Below are 18,939 nucleotides of genomic sequence, written 5' to 3'. Positions count from 1 at the left end.
GCGTAAAACTGCCTGCCCGGTGTTTTCCCGATAAGATCTGCCGCTGAGCACGGGTATAAGCATTATCTTCTGATAAAATAATAAGTTATCTTTACTATCAGTGGACTGGCGCAGAAAAAGCGGCCGGGGAGTCATCGCAGAGCGGCTGTCAGGACAGGGCGTCAGGGGGAGAGGCAGGGGCGATTTTACTCTGAGGGTGTCCGGCTGCCGGATGTTTAGCGGTACCGTCTTAAACAGGATATTAGTGTAACCGTTACCACTCTCCAGAGTAGCTGAGATACGGCAGATTATCTGCCATTTCTTTATTCTTATTTATTCTTTTAAATACATTATTTTTTCTATTCAGCTATATGGCCTGTCTCCGGAAAAATCTGAATCGTGCCGCTAATGTGTAGATTTTTTTCAGGAATTTGTACGGATAAATGAACAGTTTTGTTGGCGACCTGTCATCAGGACTATGAAAAAATGTTATTGTCAATGTGTCAGGATCACAAAAAACATTATTAAAACCAATTAAAAAGGTCTAACCTTATAGTCGACTCTTTTACTTATATATACAGTTGTTGACTTGAAGGTTAATTGAATGTCACGGGAATCCCGAGGTTTTCGCCTCATAACACTAGTAATATCGGTATTCTGCACCTTGTGGTTACTAATCGGCGGTGGCTGGTTACTGACGCTGGGCGGAACGTCCTACTATCTGATCAGCGGCATCGCTATGGCGGTGTTCACTGTTATGTTGTTAAAGAAAAGAAGCTGTGCTTTTTATCTTTACACTCTCATCCTGTTAGGCACTGCTGTCTGGGCCTATTGTGAATCCGGCCTTGATTTCTGGGCTCTGGCGCCACGTCTGGATATCTGGGTACTGTTTGGTATCTGGATGATTCTGCCATTCGTTTATCGCCAGCTGGCCGCACCAAACAAAAAAGCGACGGCGCTGATGGTGATTGCAATTGTAATCAACCTGGCAATGGTCGTTGGTGCGTTCTTCGGTAAAGATCCACAGGAAATTAACGGTACGCTGAATGTTGCAGCACCAGCTGCGCCATCTCAGGCGAATGCCGGTGCCGACTGGACCGCTTATGGTGGTACTCAGGCAGGTGACCGTTACTCTCCTCTTAGCCAGATTAATGAAGATAATGTTAAAAATCTGCAAGTGGCGTGGACCTACCAGTCAGGCGATGTAAAACGTGCTGATGACCCGGGCGAGATTACTAACGAAGCGACACCGCTGAAAGTAGGTAATCTGCTGTACACCTGTACTGCACACCAGATTCTGGTGGCGATTGATGCGGCGACGGGTAAAGAAAAATGGCGTTTTGATCCAAAAATCAAATACGACCCGACCTTCCAGCATATGACTTGCCGTGGTGTTTCTTATCACGACTTCAATGCTGCTGTGAACCCGCAGAATGCTCCGGCATCTCCTGCTGCCTGTTCACGCCGTATTTACCTGCCAGTCAATGATGGTCGTCTGTTTGCAGTCGACGCGGAAAATGGCCAGCTGTGTAAGGAATTTGCTAATAACGGTGAGCTGGATCTGCAACATCAGCAGCCGAATGCCTTCCCGGGTGGCTATGAGCCAACTTCCCCGCCAATCATCACTGATAAAGTGATTGTGATTGCCGGTGCAGTTACCGATAACTACTCTACCCGCGAGCCGTCAGGCGTTATCCGTGGCTACGATGTGAATAACGGTAAACTGCTGTGGGCATTCGATCCGGGTGCTAAAGATCCAAACGCCATTCCGGCAGATGGTCAGCACTACAGCGCCAACTCTCCTAACTCATGGGCGCCAGCCGCTTATGATGCCAAACTGGATATGGTCTACCTGCCGATGGGTGTAACTACCCCTGATATCTGGGGCGGTGACCGTACTCCGGAGCAGGAGCGTTACGCCAGTGGTATTCTGGCGCTGAATGCGACGACCGGTAAAGAAGTGTGGTTCTACCAGACTGTCCATCACGATCTGTGGGATATGGATATTCCGGCTCAGCCAACGCTGGCAGACATTACTGATAAAGACGGTAAGGTTCAGCCGATCATTTATGTACCGACTAAAGTAGGTAACATTTTTGTCCTGAACCGTGAAACCGGCAAACTGGTTGTACCGGCACCGGAACTTCCGGTACCACAGGGCGCGGCTAAAGGTGACCATGTGTCTCCGACCCAGCCATTCTCTGAACTTACTTTCCGTCCTCAGGCAAAACTGACCGGCAGTAAGATGTGGGGCGGTACGATGTTTGATCAGATGATCTGCCGTATCATGTTCCATCGTCTGAAGTATGACGGTACTTTCACTCCGCCATCAGAGCAGGGGACTCTGGTATTCCCTGGTAACCTGGGTATGTTCGAGTGGGGTGGTATTTCAGTTAACGGTGGCAGCGACTTCGCTATTGCTAACCCGATGCAACTGCCGTTTGTTTCAAAACTGATCCCTCGTGGTCCGAACAACCCGATGGAACCGCCTAAAAATGGTGGCGGTGGTTCAGGTGGCGAAGCAGGCCTGCAGCACATGTATGGTGTTCCTTATGGTGTTGAACTGAATCCGTTCCTGTCACCGTTTGGTCTGCCATGTATGGAACCTTCATGGGGCTTTGTGTCTGCGGTTAACCTGAAAACTAACCAGATTGTGTGGAAAAAACGTATTGGTACTATCCGCGACAGCGGCGGTCCGATTCCTTTACCACCAATCACCGTCGGTACTCCGATGCTGGGTGCACCAATCACAACGGCCGGTAACGTGTTCTTTATCGCTGCAACCCTGGATGACTACATCCGTGCTTACAGCGTACGTGACGGTAAACTGCTGTGGCAGGCTCGTCTGCCGGCAGGTGGTCAGGCAACACCTATGACCTATGAAGTTGACGGTAAGCAGTATCTGGTGATTGTTGCCGGCGGACATGGTTCGTTCGGAACTAAAATGGGCGACTACATCGTCGCTTATAAATTACCTTAACGGTGATTGTTCAGGGTATAGCGTGCTATACCCTGTATACATCCCTGATAAAAAATCCCCGCCGGCAGTATTGCCGGCGGGGATTTTTTTCGGTTTTCGCCAGACTCTGGCACCCCTGCCGATGTCTGTGACTGCCGGTCTGCGGTAAGGGCCTCCGGCAGGCAGCCAGCCATTTTCAGAATGCCCTTCCTGAACTAACCCTATTCATCAGGCCAGGAAGACGGGGTATTTTTGATCACCTGAGTCAGAATATCCTGAGCGTTGCTGACAAACCCGTGCCATTGTTCAGCGCTGAAAGGAATACCCATCAGACCGGTCACGAACCAGCAGGACATGATCACCCCGAAGCCGGCACAGAGAACACTGAACAGAGTAAGGTGATGCCGCCGGCATTTGATCGTGGCGCTACTGGCGAGAAACATCGCCAGTGCACTGAGTAATCCCCAGCGCATAATAAGAAAATTTGCAGTTAATGTAGCCATTTTTACCTGTGACCGGCGCTGAAATAAAGTGCGGTGATCTCTGCCGACGGGTCTCCTGACCGCGGGGGATCAGCAGGCCGGACAGCCTGAATTTGTGATGCGGGTCACATTATAGACGGTTAATCTGCGGGGGAGAACAAAAAATAAGCGCTGAAAAGAGGGGGGAAGCGGCAGAGTACAGGTAATGCCGCCAGCCTGGCAGCATTATCGTTACATCATACCGGAAGCGGTCGCATGATGGCCGGTGGCGGTGCGGCTGTCCGTATGGAATTCATTGCAGCGCATCGTCTGGCGATAAGCGGTCGGTGTCTGGTCGAACTGGCGACGGAACACCCGTGAAAAAGTTTGCTGTGACTCATAACCATACTGTAAGGCGATATCAAATACCGGACGCCGGGTTTTACACAGGGCAACAGCGGCCATCTCCAGACGACGCTCACGAATATAGTCGCCAAGGGTTTGCTGTGTCACTGCGCGGAACATACGTTGCAGGTGCCATTTCGAATATCCCGATTTAGCAGCGACCTCATCGATCGATAAATGTTTCCCGAGATTTTGGTTAATCCACTGGGTTAACGAATGAATGATTTCTTCTTGCATCATAGTTCTGTCCTTTACGGTAAGGCTGGTCACCGGGGGAGTGGTTCGGTATTTATGTCGGGATGGAGTATAATTCCTCAAGTTAACTTGAGGTAAAGGCCGAATATGAAAAAAGAGAGAAACTATCCGAAGCCGGTACTGACGCCAGGGGAAGTTGCGCGCCGCAGCGGGGTGGCGGTTTCAGCCCTGCATTTTTATGAAAGCAAAGGGCTGATTGCCAGTACCCGTAATAGCGGGAATCAGCGCCGGTATAGCCGTGATGTATTACGCAGGGTAGCGATTATTAAAGTGGCTCAGCGGATTGGTATCCCGCTGGCAACAGTCAGTGAAAATCTTGCGCAGATGCCGGTAAATAAACGTATGTCTGTCGGGGAATGGGAAACCCTGACCCGTCACTGGCGCGAAGAGCTGGATAAACGGATTGAGACTCTGACTCACCTGCGTGATGATCTGAACGGATGTATCGGCTGCGGCTGTCTGTCGATGCGTGACTGTCCGTTACGTAACCCGGGCGACCAGTTAGCGGCCAGCGGGCAGGGGGCAGTATTATTAGAGAGAAACACGCCGGCAGACAGTCGCGGGGATCCGCAGCCTGAATCAGGCGGAAAAAGTCTCGCGGAACAAGGATAAATCTGTAAACCCTGCGGGCAGAGGATATTTCGCACACCGGGATGCGTTTAATTGTCTTATTTTGTTTTACACTATCAGGTATATGATTTTGTAATTGATATTTATACGCCTGTGGAAGAGGCTAAAGGAAAGCATGGAAATCTTCTTTACCATACTGATTATGACGCTGGTTGTTTCGCTGTCCGGGGTCGCTGGCAGATTACTCCCTTTTCATATCCCCTTACCGTTAGTACAGATCATTGCCGGTGCGATCTTGGCATGGCCGTCTATCGGCCTGCATGTGGATTTTGACCCGGAACTGTTCCTGGTGCTGTTTATCCCGCCGTTACTGTTTGCTGATGGCTGGAAAACACCGACCAGTGAGTTTCTGCACCATGGCCGGGAAATTATCGGTCTGGCACTGGTGCTGGTGCTGATAACGGTGGTGGGTATCGGTTATCTGATTTACTGGACGGTGCCGGGTATTCCTTTAATCCCCGCCTTTGCCCTGGCAGCGGTACTCTCTCCAACCGATGCCGTCGCACTTTCCGGTATTGTCGGGGAAGGGCGTATTCCAAAGAAAATCATGTCGATAGTTCAGGGTGAAGCCTTAATGAACGATGCTTCCGGCCTGGTATCACTGAAGTTTGCCGTTGCGGTAGCGATGGGGACGATGGTGTTTACCTGGTCCGGTGCGACTATCGAATTTCTTAAAGTTGCTGTCGGCGGGCTGGTGGCCGGGGTACTGATCTGCTGGCTGTACGGTAAATCGTTACGCTTGCTGAGCCGCTGGAGCGGGGATGACCCGGCAACACAAACGGTGTTGCTGATGCTGTTGCCTTTTGCGTCTTATATTATTGCCGAACATTTCGGGTTCTCCGGTATCCTGGCGGCAGTGGCGGCAGGGATGACCATCACCCGGTCGGGGATTATCCGTCAGGCACCGTTAGCCATGCGTTTAAGAGCAAACAGTGTCTGGCAAATGCTGGAATTTGTGTTTAACGGCATGGTCTTCCTGATGCTGGGTCTGCAGTTACCCAGTATCCTTGAAACCTCAATACAGCAGGCGAACGCCGATACCAATGTCAGTATCTGGACTTTATTTGCTGATGTAGCCCTGGTCTATAGCGCCTTATTACTGGTCCGTTTCTGCTGGCTGTTTATTATGCAGCGGCTCAGCCTGCGTGTGCTGAAGAAAAACCCGATGGAGTTCAGTAATTACTCGACCCGTGAGATGCTGATTGCCACCTTTGCTGGGGTTCGCGGGGCGGTCACTCTGGCCGGTGTTCTTTCAATTCCGTTGTATCTGGCGAACGGTGATGCCTTTCCCGCCCGTTACGAATTAGTGTTTCTGGCGACAGGGGTGATTATGTTCTCCCTGATTGCCGGGGTGATTATTCTGCCGGTGCTGTTGCGTGGTATCCCGGGAATGGATAAGAGTGAAAATGCCCGTGAACTGCGTACTGCCCGTGCGGTGATGGCTAAAGTGGCCATCGATAGCCTGTATAAGATGGAAGAGCGCCTGTCGAAAGACCCGGAGGAGAATATTGACCCTGATGTACTGAAAGAAGTCAGCTCCCGTGTGACCGGCAATTTACGCCGCAGGATTGACGGTAAAGACGATGTGGAACGGGCTATGTTTACCGAGAATCTGGAACGGCGTTTTCGTCTGGCGGCACTGCGTGCCGAGCGGGCGGAGGTCTATCATATGCGTGCGACTCAGCAAATCAGTAATGAGTCGATGCAAAAGCTGTTACGCGATCTCGACTTACTGGAAGCCTTACTGATAGAAAAAGAAGAGTAACCGCCCCGGGGGGAGCCAGACAGGCTCCCGCCATGGACTATAAAGAAACCACCGGTGGATTATCCGGCCAGAACTCGCGGCAGCAGTCAATCCAGGCGCGGGTACTGCTGGAAATATAGTTACCGTCACGCCAGACCAGGCCGAGTGTCCAGGTCAGTTCTGACTCCAGGGGCAGCCACAGCAGTGACGCCGGATCCAGCCGCTGGCAGATAGGTTCGGGCAAAATCGCAACGCCCATATCGGCCTGAACCATTGCCGCCAGGAAATCCCATTGTCCGCTGCGGATAGCAATAGCCGGTGTCAGTCCCATCCGCTGGAATAATTTATTCAACTGGCGGTTAAGGGAGAACTCTTCATTGAAGACCAGCAGCGGAAACCTCGCCACTTCCTCCAGAGAAACCCGTTCCCGTTGCAGCCAGGCATCAGTGCGTGGCACCAGTACACATAGCCGGTGTTCCATCAGCGGTAATACCTGTAGCGGAAACTCACTTTCGGCAGGTAATGCGGTCATGGCGATATCAAGACGCCCCTGTAACACAGCCTGCTGGGCCGCCAGCCCGCCAAATTCGGAAATTTTAAGCTCAACCCCCGGATAGCGTTTATGGAAAGCAGAGATTGAGCCGACAATCTGCATACCGACCATTGGCGGTATACCCAGCCGCAGTTCCCCGGTCATTAACTGATTAATGTCGCTTATTTCGGCCTCCAGCTGGCGGAACTCCTGCAGGATAGCGTTTCCCCGTTGATATACGGCTTTACCACTGTCCGTCAGGTACAGCTTACGGCCTTCCCGGAGCAGCAGGGTACAGCCGAGTTCCTCTTCCAGCTGGCGCAGCATCTTACTGATTGTCGGCTGAGTGACGTACAGTTTCTCTGCCGCGCGGGTAAAACTCTGCTGGCGCACAACTTCAGTAAAATACCGAATAGCCTTTACATCCATAACTATTCCTAAATGGCATGGTTAAGATAATTTTAGTTCATTTTATTCACCTGGTGGCCGGGTTGTATACTGACAACATTCACTTTCCACGAGGAATTCACCATGCTTGCAGCCCTTCGTTCGCAGCGGCTGACAAAATTACCCCATTTGTTACAGCTGCCTGTACAGGTTCTGATTTATATCGGCTTATTTTTATTTTCTGAACAATTGGTGGTATGGCTGCATATTCCCCTGCCGGCGAATATTGTGGGCATGGTACTTATGCTGTTGTTAATTGTCAGTCGTGTGCTGCCACTGAAGTGGGTCAAAGCCGGCTCTAACTGGCTGCTGGCCGAGATGCTATTGTTTTTCGTCCCTGCAGTGGTGGCAGTGGTCAATTACGGTACTTTGTTACGTGAAGATGGTGTCCGTATTTGTCTGGTTATCGCTATCAGTACCGTGATGGTGTTAGCTGCCACCTCTTTTGTGGTGGAACATATTTACCGTTATGAAACACAGCGTGCAGCACGTAAGCAGGCCCGCCATGAATGATTTGCTGATCAGTCTGTTATGTTTTGTCGTGACGATTCTGGTGTATTACCTGAATAAACGTTTATATCGTCGCTGGCGTATTCTGATTCTGATGCCACTGGTGATGACACCGATGGTGCTGGTGGCCCTATTACTGGTGACACATATCAGCTGGAACGATTATATCGCCCAGAGCCACTGGTTGTTATGGCTGCTGGGCCCGGCAACCCTCGCCTTTGCCGTACCGGTCTATGAGAATGTCTACATTATAAAACGTCACTGGATGTCTCTGAGTGCCGGTGTGGTGACCGCGACCCTGGTGGCGGTGTGCAGTTCCGTCTGGCTGGCGCGTTTATTTACTCTGCCTGAAGAGATCCAGCGTAGCCTGGCCGTCCGCTCGATAACTACCCCGTTTGCACTGGCTGCGGCCCGGCAGGAAGGGGGACAGCCTGATTTGGTCGCCCTGTTTGTGGTGCTGACCGGGGTCTTCGGGATGGCGATTGGTGATTTTATGTTCCTCCGGCTGGCGATTAAACAGGGGTTGTCAAAAGGAGCCGGACTGGGAGCAGCTTCCCACGGTGCCGGTACCGCAAAAGCCTATCAGCTGGGGCCTCAGGAAGGTGTGGTTTCCAGTCTGGTGATGATGCTGGCCGGGGTGGTAACGGTTCTGGCTGCGCCGATTATTGGTCATATTATGTGGGCGGTGGCATAAGGGTGAACATTATATTTCAGAATATGATGAAATATACTTTCGTTTACCGATAAACAGGTTGCCGCTGCTTTTCTATGCTGGTCAAATGTCCGGGTAGCGCGTCTTTTATTTATCCGGGAGTATTACAATGAAAAAAATTATCCTTGCAGCAGGGCTGGCGGGTGTGATGGCCAGCGGTATGGCTCAGGCTATTGAAGGCAGTGTGGATGTCGGTAAGCACAGTACTAACCTGAGTGTCGGGCTGGGGTCTTCATCACCCGGCCTGTTTCTGAAAGGTAACTGGTTACGCAGCAATGATGACGGCAGTGTCGCCGGAGCAGCGCTGGGATATAATCTGTCGGTGGGGCCGTTAAATGTCTCTCCTGCGGCGAAAGCGTTATTTACGCATCCGGAAAACGGTAAAGACGGCTTTACTGTTGCTGTAGGTTCGGGTGTCAGTTATCAACTGAACAGCATGTGGGGCGTGTATGGTGAATACTATTACGCTCCTGAATCCTTCTCGGCACACCTCAACCACTATGAGGAAGCGGCCGGGGGTGTCAGCTTTACTCCGATTTCATTGCTGACTCTGCGCGCCGGGTATCAGTATGTTGAACTGAATAACAAAGACAGCAATAAAAATAACGTCCTGAATAATGGTCCATACCTCAGCGCTTCTGTCAGCTTCTGAGTGATCAACCCCGCAGCCTGGTCTGCGGGGTTATCTGGCAGTATAAACGCAGGCCGGTTACGGCATTTTTATTGTCTGCTGCTCTTCGAGTAATTTTTCAACCACGCCCGGGTCAGCCAGGGTTGAAGTATCCCCCAGTCCGGTGGTTTCTCCGGTCGCAATCTTACGCAGAATACGACGCATAATTTTCCCCGAGCGGGTTTTTGGCAGCATTTCTGCCCAGTGCAGGATATCCGGTGTCGCGATAGGTCCGATTTCCTTACGTACCCACTGGCGGACGTCGTGATATAGCTCTGCCGTCGGTTCTTCGCCTGCATTCAGGGTGACATAGGCATAAATTGCCTGTCCCTTGATACTGTGAGGAATTCCCACCACTGCCGCTTCTGCTATTTTCGGATGAGAAACCAGTGCTGATTCTATTTCTGCGGTCCCCAGGCGGTGTCCTGAAACGTTAAGAACGTCATCCACACGGCCGGTGATCCAGTAATCACCGTCTTCATCACGCCGCGCACCGTCACCACTGAAATAACAGTTTTTAAAGGCAGAGAAATAGGTTTGTTCAAACCGCGGGTGATCACCGTACAGGGTCCGTGCCTGACCCGGCCAGGAGTCAGTGATCACCAGATTCCCTTCACCGGCTCCCTGTTGCACCACCCCGTGATTATCGACTAACGCCGGCTGTACGCCAAAAAACGGACGAGCAGCAGAGCCCGCTTTCAGCTCAGTGGCACCCGGTAACGGGGTGATCATAAAGCCCCCGGTCTCGGTCTGCCACCAGGTATCGACAACCGGACAATGGCCGTTACCCATATGCCGGTAATACCATTCCCAGGCTTCAGGATTGATGGGTTCGCCGACTGACCCCAGAATTCGCAGGCTGGTACGCTCTGTACCGGCGATGGCTTTTTCGCCTTCTGCCATCAGAGCACGGATTGCCGTCGGGGCGGTGTAGAGAATCGAAACCTGATGTTTATCCACGACCTGTGACATTCTGGCCGGCGTTGGCCAGTCAGGAACGCCTTCGAAGATCAGTGTGGTGGCACCGCAGGCCAGCGGGCCATATAACAGGTAGCTGTGACCAGTGATCCAGCCCACATCAGCAGTACACCAGTAAATATCCTGCGGATGATAATCGAAAACGTATTTAAACGTCGTGGCGGCATACACCAGATATCCGCCGGTAGTGTGCAATACCCCTTTTGGCTTACCGGTAGAGCCCGAAGTATAGAGAATAAACAGCGGGTCTTCGGCATTAACCGCCACCGGAAGGTGCTCTGTACCGGCGGCAGCCATCAGTTCATGCCACCACAGATCACGCCCCTGCTGCCAGCCGGAAAAGCCGCCGGTGCGGCGAAAAACCACCACATTTTCGATAGTGGTGATCGCCGGATTTTTTAGTGCATCATCGACATTTTTTTTCAGGGGGATCGTTCGACCCGCACGTACTCCTTCATAGGCGGTGATCACCAGCCGCGCACCGCAATCAATGATCCGTCCGGCAACGGCATCCGGGGAAAAACCGCCAAAAATGACCGTATGTACCGCCCCGATACGTGCACAGGCCAGCATGGCAATGGCCGCCTCCGGCACCATTGGCATATAAATAGCGACAACATCGCCTTTTTTAACATTTAACTGGCGCAGCATATTCGCGGCGCGGCAGACTTGCTGATGTAACTCCCGGTAGCTCAGATGCCGGCTTTCATCGGGATTATCACCTTCCCAGAGAATGGCTGTTTTATCTGCGCTGGTTGCCAGGTGGCGATCGAGGCAGTTTGCCGCCAGGTTCAGTGTGCCGTCCTCATACCAGCGAATACGGATATTTCCCGGCGCAAAAGAAGAGTTCTTTACCTTAGTAAAAGGAGTGATCCAGTCCAGAATTTTCCCCTGTTCAGCCCAAAAAGTATCAGGGTTGTTCACAGAATGTTGGTACATTGTGGTGTATTGTTGCGGACTGATCAGGGCATGCTCAGCGATGCTCGCGGGGATCGGGTGTTTATAGATCTGGCTCATATCAGGCCTCCTGTAAAATGTTAATATTATGTATTTTTAATGTTATTTAAATGATTACAGAAAGGGATGTTTTGTTTTTGTGTTGCAGATCACGTGACAGAGAAAAGTCGTATTATCGGAGGGTTACCTCATTTCTTACCAAATGATAGTTAAAAGCAGTAGTTATAAAAATTTCTTTTGGTTTGTTATTTGCTTCCTGAATCTCACTCAGGATTAACTGAGCCGGCTGTTACGATAAAATATCGGGGAATGTCTCCTGTTATCACTATTTATAACAGTTACTTATAACATAAATTTGTTGCGGGCAGGCAAGGTGCAGGTTAACTGTGCTTTTTATTCGTTACGGAATAAGGTTGCCATAACCTGTCTAAAAATGTTAATTATCTATCTCTTATGCAGGGTTTGTCAGCAATTTTCTATAAGATTAGTACTGTATTAACCCGGTGTTTGTTCACTTCCCAAAATAATTCTCTGGCTGTGAGAAGAGAGCGGGAAGTCCGACTAAGGAAATAAAAATGAAAAAAGGCATAAAGATTAGTCTTGCCTGGCAAATACTTATTGCTCTGGTTCTGGGTGTGGTAGTGGGTGCTGTCCTGCATAACCAGCCAGATGACCGGGACTGGTTAATTATTAATGTACTTAAACCTGCCGGTGATATCTTTATTCATCTGATTAAGATGATCGTAGTACCGATCGTTATATCATCGCTGATCGTCGGTATTGCCGGTGTCGGTGATGCGAAAAAACTGGGGCGTATTGGCGTCAAAACGATTGTTTATTTTGAAGTCATTACCACTATCGCCATTGTCCTTGGAATTACGTTAGCTAACGTTTTCCATCCGGGCTCGGGTATTGATATGTCGACCCTGACCACGACGGATATCTCAAAATATGAAGCTACTACCCGGCAGGTGGAAAGTGGCCCTCATAGTCTGGTATCGACGATCTTATCCATTATTCCGCAGAATATATTTGCCTCACTGGTTAACGGCGATATGCTGGCCATCATCTTCTTCTCGGTGATGTTTGGTATGGGATTGTCAGCCTTACCGGCAGAACACCGTGATCCGCTGACTGGTCTGTTCCGCTCGGTATCAGAAACCATGTTTAAAGTGACGCATATGATTATGCGTTATGCGCCGGTGGGGGTTTTCGCCCTGATCGCCGTGACCATCGCCAACTTCGGCTTCGCTTCTCTGGTGCCACTGGCAAAACTGGTCGGTCTGGTATATGCCGCGATTTTACTGTTTGCGCTGGTAATTCTTGGGGCGGTGGCCAGGATCTGTGGTCTGCGTATTATGACGATTATTCGCATCCTGAAAGATGAACTGATTCTGGCCTATTCCACCTCCAGCTCTGAAACCGTGTTGCCACGGATTATGGAAAAAATGGAAGCCTATGGTGCCCCTAACTCGATCACCAGCTTTGTGGTACCGACCGGTTATTCCTTTAACCTTGATGGTTCCACCCTGTATCAGAGTATTGCTGCCATCTTTATCGCCCAGTTGTATGGCATCGACCTGTCTCTGACTGAAGAGATCGTCCTGGTGCTGACCCTGATGGTCACTTCAAAAGGGATTGCCGGGGTGCCCGGGGTCTCCTTTGTGGTACTGCTGGCAACGCTGGGCAGTGTCGGTATTCCTCTTGAAGGACTGGCGTTTATTGCCGGGGTCGACCGTATTATGGATATGGCGCGTACTGCACTGAATGTGGTAGGTAATGCGTTAGCCGTGCTGGTGATTGCCCGCTGGGAAAAACAGTTCGATTCAGAAAAAGCGCTGGCCTATGAGCAAAAAATGAAAGCGCATCTGCTCGAAGACTGATGTGTTGATCGACGGGGCCGTAGCGGCCCCGTTATTTTTTCCGCCACGCCTCTCCGCCTATTGGCCACCCGCTGCTTTCGCCTCTGCGCCGCATGTTCTATGATGCAGCCTGACTTGCCACAGGATGCGTAACCGATGACCCCCGACTTAAACAAACTGATTACGGAAGGCCGTAATCCTGCCAGTGAAACTATCGACCAGCTGACGACAGAACAGATGCTGGCGGTAATCAATCAGGAAGATAAAAAAGTTGCCCTTGCGGTAGAAGCTATCCTGCCGGATATTGCCCGCGCAGTGGATGCAATCACTGCGGCTTTTTCCTGTGGCGGCCGGTTAATTTATTGTGGTGCAGGTACCTCTGGCAGGCTGGGTATTCTGGATGCAAGTGAGTGCCCGCCAACCTTCGGAACTCCGCGCGGTCAGGTGGCTGGCCTGATTGCCGGCGGAGAGCCTGCTATCCTGCAGGCGGTGGAAAATGCGGAAGATAATCGTGCACAGGGTGTGCAGGATCTGCAGGCCATCGACTTTACTCAGCGGGATATCCTGGTGGGTATTGCCGCCAGCGGCAGAACGCCCTATGTGCTGGGGGCGATGGAATACGCGGAGCAATGTGGGGCGACGGTGGTGTCCCTGAGTTGTAATCCGGATGGCGAAATGGCCGCCAGGGCGACTATTGCGCTGACGCCGGTGGTCGGACCCGAAGTCATTACCGGCTCTTCGCGGATGAAAGCCGGAACGGCACAAAAAATGGTACTGAATATGCTGTCCAGCGGGGCAATGATCCGCAGTGGTAAGGTGTTCGGTAACCTGATGGTCGATGTGGAAGCGACTAACCATAAACTGGTACAGCGGCAGGTGAATATTGTGATGCAGGCAACGGGCTGTCAGGCTGCCGATGCGCAGCAGGCACTGGACGCCTGCCAGGGACAGTGTAAGACAGCGATTATTATGTTACTGGCAGGACTGGAGGCTTCACAAGCCAGTGCATTACTGGCAGAGCATCAGGGCTTTATCCGTCAGGCATTATTAGCCGTATTACCTGCGCAGCTCTGAGCGGCTGCCGGCTGCTGTCAGCCCGATAACAGCAGCCAGAGAAAGTAGTGGTCACTCACAAACCAGGCATTATTGGTCCGTGGTCATCATAAAATACTATTCATCCAGTATGTAAATGATTATTCTTATCAAATGGAAAATCATTTCCTTATCTTTGATCACGCAGGCCTGATCCGGCCATACCCCGGTTATGTGCCGCTTATTACTCTGGAGACGTTATCGACATGTTTAATTATCATCATGCTTTTTTCCGTCCATTGGTACTGGTTACCGCGTTATTTTCTGCTCACAGCTTTGCCGCAGAAGTATCCGTTATGAGTAAACCCGTAGATAAAGGGTTATATGAACTGGTCTACAGCCAGCCTGACAATACGCTGTTTGTGGCCAGCGCGCAGGGCCGCGACGATCAGGGCGGCATGGTATACCGGCTGGACCCACAGAGCTTACAGAGTGTCCGGACACTGAAAAATACCCATAAACCGTTTGGTGTCGCCCTGGATCAACAGAATAACCGTTTATTCCTCGGTAACAGCCGTGAAGGTGCAGTAACCCTGATCGATGCGAATAGCGGCGCAGAGCTTAAACATCTGGTGCTGGATGGCCGTAAACGCACTGAGACTCTGCGACCGTTACAGGTACGTGAAATCGTGTTTGATGCGGCGACTGACCGTTTGTATATCCCCGGCGTCGGTGCTGACAGCGTGGTCTGGGTGGTTGATGCAAAAAATCTGACATTGCTGGATACGATTAAAAACACAGGGAAAATTGCTACCGGCGTGGCACTGGACAGTAAAAACCACACCCTGTATATCACCAACAGCGATGGTGAGCTGTTGATGATTAACACTGGCAATAATCGTATCGAAAAACGGGTCAGGGTGGTGGAGAGCGGAGACAGTGCGTTACTGAATATTGCGCTGGATAAAACAGGGAACCGGCTGTTTATCACGGACTTTAAACAGGCAGGGGTGCTGGTTGCTGATACCGCGACCGGAAAAGTTATTCATACTATCGCGGTACCTGAATCACTGGCAGTACTGTTTAACCCTGCCCGCGATGAGCTCTATGTTACCCATCGTAAAGAGGGAACTGTCAGTATTATCGATACAAAAGATTATTCAGTGAAACAGACGGTAAAAGCGCCCGGATTACCGAACAGTCTGGCATTGTCCGCCGATGGCAATACCCTGTTTGTTTCGGTTAAACAACCGGCGACACGTGATAAGCCTGCGACTTCTGCTGATGAAGTCATGAGTATCCGTCTGTAAGCGAATCAGATAAAAGGCCCGCCGTTATTGCGGGCCTTTCTCTGTTGCGTCAGCCGTTGAACAACGGCATAACCCTCCGATATCTCAGTCAGGCTTTTTTGGCCGGGGCAGCAAATAACACTGAAAGTTTCCCGCCGGCAGCGCTCAGTTTTTGCAGTTTTTTCTGGTTAACCGTATCCAGTTTACCCAACTGAGCGAGGGTCGGTGACGATGGTTCTGCGGTGGTATGAGTACTGCCATCCGCCTGAGTCATCGCCTGCGCAGCTTTCGCCAGGTAACCTGCATAACCACTCTTACGGGTCAGTGCTCCGTCGTTAAACGGCTGGTTATGACGCAGCCAGTCACCTAAATAGAATTCAAGGAACGGCGGTGCGTTTTCCGGCTTCTTATAGGACACCGAACGCAGGAAATAGACCACTGAACGATAATCATCATTGGCCATAAATTTCATACCAACCTGAGCAGGCAGGTCTGCCGGGGCAACGGCATTACCTGCCGGATCTTTTAACCAGCTAAGATTATGCTGCTGCATCCAGCGCCAGAATGCTGCCATATCGGGCAGTGAACTCAGGTCATTAGTGATTCGGACGCTGAAATTAAATGGCTGATTGCCGGCAATTTCACGGAATACACTGACCGTATGATGACCATCGGTCAGGTATAGCTGGTGGTCAGGCCCGATGACCGCACTTTTAATGGCATTGGGATAAGTACCGTACGGCGACTGGCAACTGAAACTGCCGGGGTTAGTGATCACCGACTGACGGGTAAAGTGACTGACTTTTCCCGCGCCGTTGTTTTCGCAGAAACTATCAAATAACTGGCGAGGGCTGGCCCGGAAAAGGGCGACTTTATAGCGAATTTCATCATAGCCAACCGCTGGCTGGGTAGGATGAATGTCTGTGACCGCAAGCTGTTTAATGGTCGCGGTATCTGCTGCCATACTGTGCATTGAGGCGATGCCGGTCAGCAGTGCCAGCAGACAGGATAATCCGGTGCTTTTCATATTGACGTTCCATAGTAAAACAATTGGGTTCTGCGGAAGCTCATTGATGGCTGTGTCACGGCAGCCGATCAGAATCAACCTGCTTTGTCACAGTACAGCATGACTGCGCCGGACTATCTCCCGGAATAGCGACCTTTTTTACCTCTGTTATCTGAATGAACCACAAACTGCAGGATATCGCGTGTCACTTTGGACGACACGCGATGTAAGCCGGTTTACTCTGCTGCGTCATGCATCATTTCGTCGTGTGGCTTATCCTGCAGGATCTGCTCAAAGCTGCGCAGACGTTTATAAATTGACATCAGTTCAACCAGTGTTGACCAGGAGGTAATCAGATACTGGAAAGATGATCTCACCTGATCAAACACGTTAGAGACCTGGTTCATGATCCCCAGGGTAATGGTACCGGCAACGATAGACGGGAATAATACAAACAAACCAAACACATTATCGACCTGTAAATACAGGATACGGGTGATATTAAAGTACAGATAATGGAAGTACAGGCGGAAGTAGTTATATCTTACCCGGCTGAACAGGTCCTGTACCGTCGGCGGCAGGGCGCGTTCGGCGTTATCTTCACCATATACCAGCTCTTTACGGTAAGCGGCTTCTACTCGTTGATTACGAAATTCCAGTCCGGGTAATTTAATCCCGACCATGGCCAGCAGGCCGGTACCAAACAGGGACCACAGTAAAGCAATAATCACCAGAGCATAAGGAATATTGCCGAGGAAGGGCACGTCTTTCACATGGTGGGATAAACTGACTAATACCGGCAGAAAAGCAATCAGGGTCATAATCGCCTGAATAAAGCTCACCCCCCAGCTTTCGAGAGTGCCGGCAAACCGCATCGTATCTTCCTGCACACGCTGGGCCGCCCCTTCCACCTGGCGTAACTGCTGCCAGTTGGCCATATAGTAGTTATTCATCGCGGTACGCCAGCGGAATACCCAGTGACTGACAAAAAAGGAGTTCATGACCCCGATAACCACCGCGACCAGCGCTATGCCAAGGAAAGCGATCACTTCAGAATAGAAGACGGTGATCGGTACCGAGCCGGCTTTGGTCAGTGCTTTCTGGATTAAATCCCCAAACGGACCATACCAGGCGTTAATCGCGACCCCGACCTGTACACCAAACCAGGTGGAAAAAATGATCAATGCCGAGCCCCAGACCGACCAGAGTTGCCATGGATGGTTATCGATAATCCGCCAGCACAAAGCGAATAAGGCAGTGGCAATCCAGAAGTATAAATAAAACCACAACTGTGACAGATGGATAAAGCGGAATACGGTGGCAGGTAACGGGCTGCTGGCCGCTTTTGCCAGGGCAGGTATCCCCTCTAATGCGCCTTCGCCGGCAAGAAACCAGATCAGAATAGCCACCAGACTCCAGATAGCCGCGCTGCTGAAGAATAGCCCGGGGCGAGGGAAAAAACATTTAAACATAGCAACTCCATTAAATAGTCACATCCTGTTATAGCGTTAAAGCCTGTTAACTGTCTGTTGAAGGATGTTTCTGACAGTGACAAGCCCCGTGTAACGGGGTTATCACCTTCCGCAGTACAAGAAAATGTTAATAAAAATAGAGTTTGATGTTTTTTTCTGCTGAACCTTATTAATAACAGGTATACAATAAAGCACATTGTTACCGGTAACACCGTTTTGTTACTTTTGCTGGTGACAAAATAAACATCAATATAAAATTTAACATTTCATGCCGCATTATATGCGGTACTGAGGCAATGTCATGTCAGAACATAAGAACGGACAGTCGCGCAGGGATTTTTTACTAAAAACGATCACTTTAGCTCCTGCAATGGCTGTTGGTAGCACCGCCATAGGTTCACTTGCATTTAGTCCGGCAGCCATGGCTGCCGATCGCCCTGATAATGGTCCTCAGCAGGCCCGCGAATATCAGCCATCCTGGTTTACCGCAGAAGAGTATGCGTTTATTACTGCGGCGGTTGCCCGGTTAATTCCCGCCGATGACCGCGGCCCGGGTGCACTGGAAACCGGTGTCCCTGAGTATATTGACCGGCAGATGAATACGCCTTATGCGACCGGGTCAAACTGGTATATGCAGGGACCTTTTGCGCCGGATACCCCGAAAGAACTGGGATACCAGTTGCCGCTGGTGCCGCGACAAATTTATCGCCTCGGTCTGGCAGAAGCAGATGAGTACAGTAAAAAACAGTACCAGAAAGTATTCGCTGACCTGAATGCTGACCAGCAGATCGCGGCCCTGAAAGCGTTTGAAACCGGTCAGGCTCAGTTCACACAACTGCCAAGTAAGCTGTTTTTTTCCTATCTGTTACAAAATACCCGCGAAGGGTTCTTCAGTGATCCGATCCACGGTGGCAACCAGGGAATGGCTGGCTGGACGCTGATAGGCTTCCCCGGTGCCAGAGCTGATTTTATGGACTGGGTAGAACGTGGTGAACATTATCCGTTCCCACCGGTATCAATTCGCGGAGAAAGGGCATAA

Annotated in this window: 16 protein-coding genes; 10 read left to right on the top strand and 6 right to left on the bottom strand. The window is 50.8% G+C overall.

The window, feature by feature from the left end; translation table 11 throughout:
* The first annotated feature begins 583 nt into the window (after nucleotides 1-583).
* A complete protein-coding gene (locus tag JK198_RS05815; RefSeq protein ID WP_212707486.1) occupies nucleotides 584-2,959 on the top strand; it encodes a glucose/quinate/shikimate family membrane-bound PQQ-dependent dehydrogenase in 2,376 nt (791 codons plus the stop codon).
* 200 nt (nucleotides 2,960-3,159) lie between these two features.
* Here the strand turns inward: JK198_RS05815 and JK198_RS05810 are convergent, their stop codons facing one another.
* Together JK198_RS05810 and soxS are read right to left on the bottom strand one after the other, a co-directional pair.
* On the bottom strand, nucleotides 3,160-3,441 hold the full coding sequence (locus tag JK198_RS05810) for a YjcB family protein (RefSeq protein ID WP_212707485.1): 282 nt from the start codon (nucleotides 3,439-3,441) through the stop codon (nucleotides 3,160-3,162).
* Nucleotides 3,442-3,651: 210 nt separating this feature from the next.
* Complete coding sequence (gene soxS, locus JK198_RS05805) at nucleotides 3,652-4,044, bottom strand: superoxide response transcriptional regulator SoxS (protein WP_212707484.1); 393 nt, start codon at nucleotides 4,042-4,044, stop codon at nucleotides 3,652-3,654.
* A 102-nt stretch (nucleotides 4,045-4,146) separates the two neighbouring features.
* Here soxS and soxR point away from each other — a divergent pair, with 102 nt between their 5' ends.
* Together soxR and JK198_RS05795 are read left to right on the top strand one after the other, a co-directional pair.
* On the top strand, nucleotides 4,147-4,671 hold the full coding sequence (gene soxR, locus JK198_RS05800) for a redox-sensitive transcriptional activator SoxR (RefSeq protein WP_212710274.1): 525 nt from the start codon (nucleotides 4,147-4,149) through the stop codon (nucleotides 4,669-4,671).
* A gap of 133 nt (nucleotides 4,672-4,804) precedes the next feature.
* Entirely contained in the window at nucleotides 4,805-6,454 is a 1,650-nt protein-coding gene (locus JK198_RS05795) for a Na+/H+ antiporter (RefSeq protein WP_212710273.1), read from the top strand.
* A gap of 37 nt (nucleotides 6,455-6,491) precedes the next feature.
* Here JK198_RS05795 and JK198_RS05790 read toward each other — a convergent pair whose 3' ends face one another.
* Nucleotides 6,492-7,394 carry a LysR family transcriptional regulator gene (locus JK198_RS05790; protein WP_212707481.1) on the bottom strand — a complete coding sequence of 301 codons (903 nt, stop codon included), beginning with the start codon at nucleotides 7,392-7,394 and terminating at the stop codon, nucleotides 6,492-6,494.
* 102 nt (nucleotides 7,395-7,496) lie between these two features.
* Between JK198_RS05790 and JK198_RS05785 the strand changes: the two genes are divergently transcribed.
* From JK198_RS05785 to JK198_RS05775, 3 genes are all read left to right on the top strand, one after another.
* A complete protein-coding gene (locus JK198_RS05785) occupies nucleotides 7,497-7,925 on the top strand; it encodes a CidA/LrgA family protein (RefSeq protein WP_212707480.1) in 429 nt (142 codons plus the stop codon).
* On the top strand, nucleotides 7,918-8,616 hold the full coding sequence (locus JK198_RS05780; protein ID WP_212707479.1) for an LrgB family protein: 699 nt from the start codon (nucleotides 7,918-7,920) through the stop codon (nucleotides 8,614-8,616). Before JK198_RS05785 ends, JK198_RS05780 begins: the two co-directional genes overlap by 8 nt.
* A gap of 127 nt (nucleotides 8,617-8,743) precedes the next feature.
* Nucleotides 8,744-9,286: a YfaZ family outer membrane protein gene (locus JK198_RS05775; RefSeq protein ID WP_212707478.1), complete on the top strand. Its 543-nt coding sequence runs from the start codon at nucleotides 8,744-8,746 to the stop codon at nucleotides 9,284-9,286.
* A gap of 57 nt (nucleotides 9,287-9,343) precedes the next feature.
* On the opposite strand, the gene acs is transcribed toward JK198_RS05775, so the two are convergent.
* Nucleotides 9,344-11,299, bottom strand: a complete 1,956-nt coding sequence (gene acs, locus JK198_RS05770) for an acetate--CoA ligase (RefSeq protein ID WP_212710272.1) — start codon at nucleotides 11,297-11,299, stop codon at nucleotides 9,344-9,346.
* A 515-nt stretch (nucleotides 11,300-11,814) separates the two neighbouring features.
* Here acs and gltP point away from each other — a divergent pair.
* The 3 genes from gltP (at nucleotide 11,815) to JK198_RS05755 (ending at nucleotide 15,443) form a co-directional block, all read left to right on the top strand.
* A complete protein-coding gene (gltP, locus tag JK198_RS05765) occupies nucleotides 11,815-13,122 on the top strand; it encodes a glutamate/aspartate:proton symporter GltP (RefSeq protein ID WP_212707476.1) in 1,308 nt (435 codons plus the stop codon).
* A 135-nt stretch (nucleotides 13,123-13,257) separates the two neighbouring features.
* Nucleotides 13,258-14,175 (top strand): N-acetylmuramic acid 6-phosphate etherase, encoded by a 918-nt coding sequence (gene murQ / locus JK198_RS05760; RefSeq protein WP_212710271.1) that lies wholly within the window; start codon nucleotides 13,258-13,260, stop codon nucleotides 14,173-14,175.
* 224 nt (nucleotides 14,176-14,399) lie between these two features.
* Nucleotides 14,400-15,443, top strand: a complete 1,044-nt coding sequence (locus tag JK198_RS05755; protein WP_212710270.1) for a YncE family protein — start codon at nucleotides 14,400-14,402, stop codon at nucleotides 15,441-15,443.
* An 88-nt stretch (nucleotides 15,444-15,531) separates the two neighbouring features.
* Here JK198_RS05755 and JK198_RS05750 read toward each other — a convergent pair whose 3' ends face one another.
* Together JK198_RS05750 and sbmA are read right to left on the bottom strand one after the other, a co-directional pair.
* The gene (locus tag JK198_RS05750; protein WP_212707473.1) at nucleotides 15,532-16,449 is read right to left on the bottom strand and encodes a ParB/Srx family N-terminal domain-containing protein; all 918 of its coding nucleotides are present in this window, start codon (nucleotides 16,447-16,449) and stop codon (nucleotides 15,532-15,534) included.
* Between the two features lie 215 nt (nucleotides 16,450-16,664).
* Nucleotides 16,665-17,900, bottom strand: coding sequence for a peptide antibiotic transporter SbmA (sbmA, locus tag JK198_RS05745; RefSeq protein WP_212707472.1), 1,236 nt, complete (start codon nucleotides 17,898-17,900; stop codon nucleotides 16,665-16,667).
* Nucleotides 17,901-18,201: 301 nt separating this feature from the next.
* Between sbmA and JK198_RS05740 the strand changes: the two genes are divergently transcribed.
* Nucleotides 18,202-18,939: a gluconate 2-dehydrogenase subunit 3 family protein gene (locus JK198_RS05740; protein ID WP_212707471.1), complete on the top strand. Its 738-nt coding sequence runs from the start codon at nucleotides 18,202-18,204 to the stop codon at nucleotides 18,937-18,939.

The organism is Tatumella sp. JGM91 (assembly GCF_018257575.1).
GTDB classification, from domain to species: domain Bacteria; phylum Pseudomonadota; class Gammaproteobacteria; order Enterobacterales; family Enterobacteriaceae; genus Tatumella; species Tatumella punctata.
The sequence above is the reverse complement of the archived record's forward strand: the minus strand, read 5'-3'. Positions and strand labels throughout refer to the sequence as shown.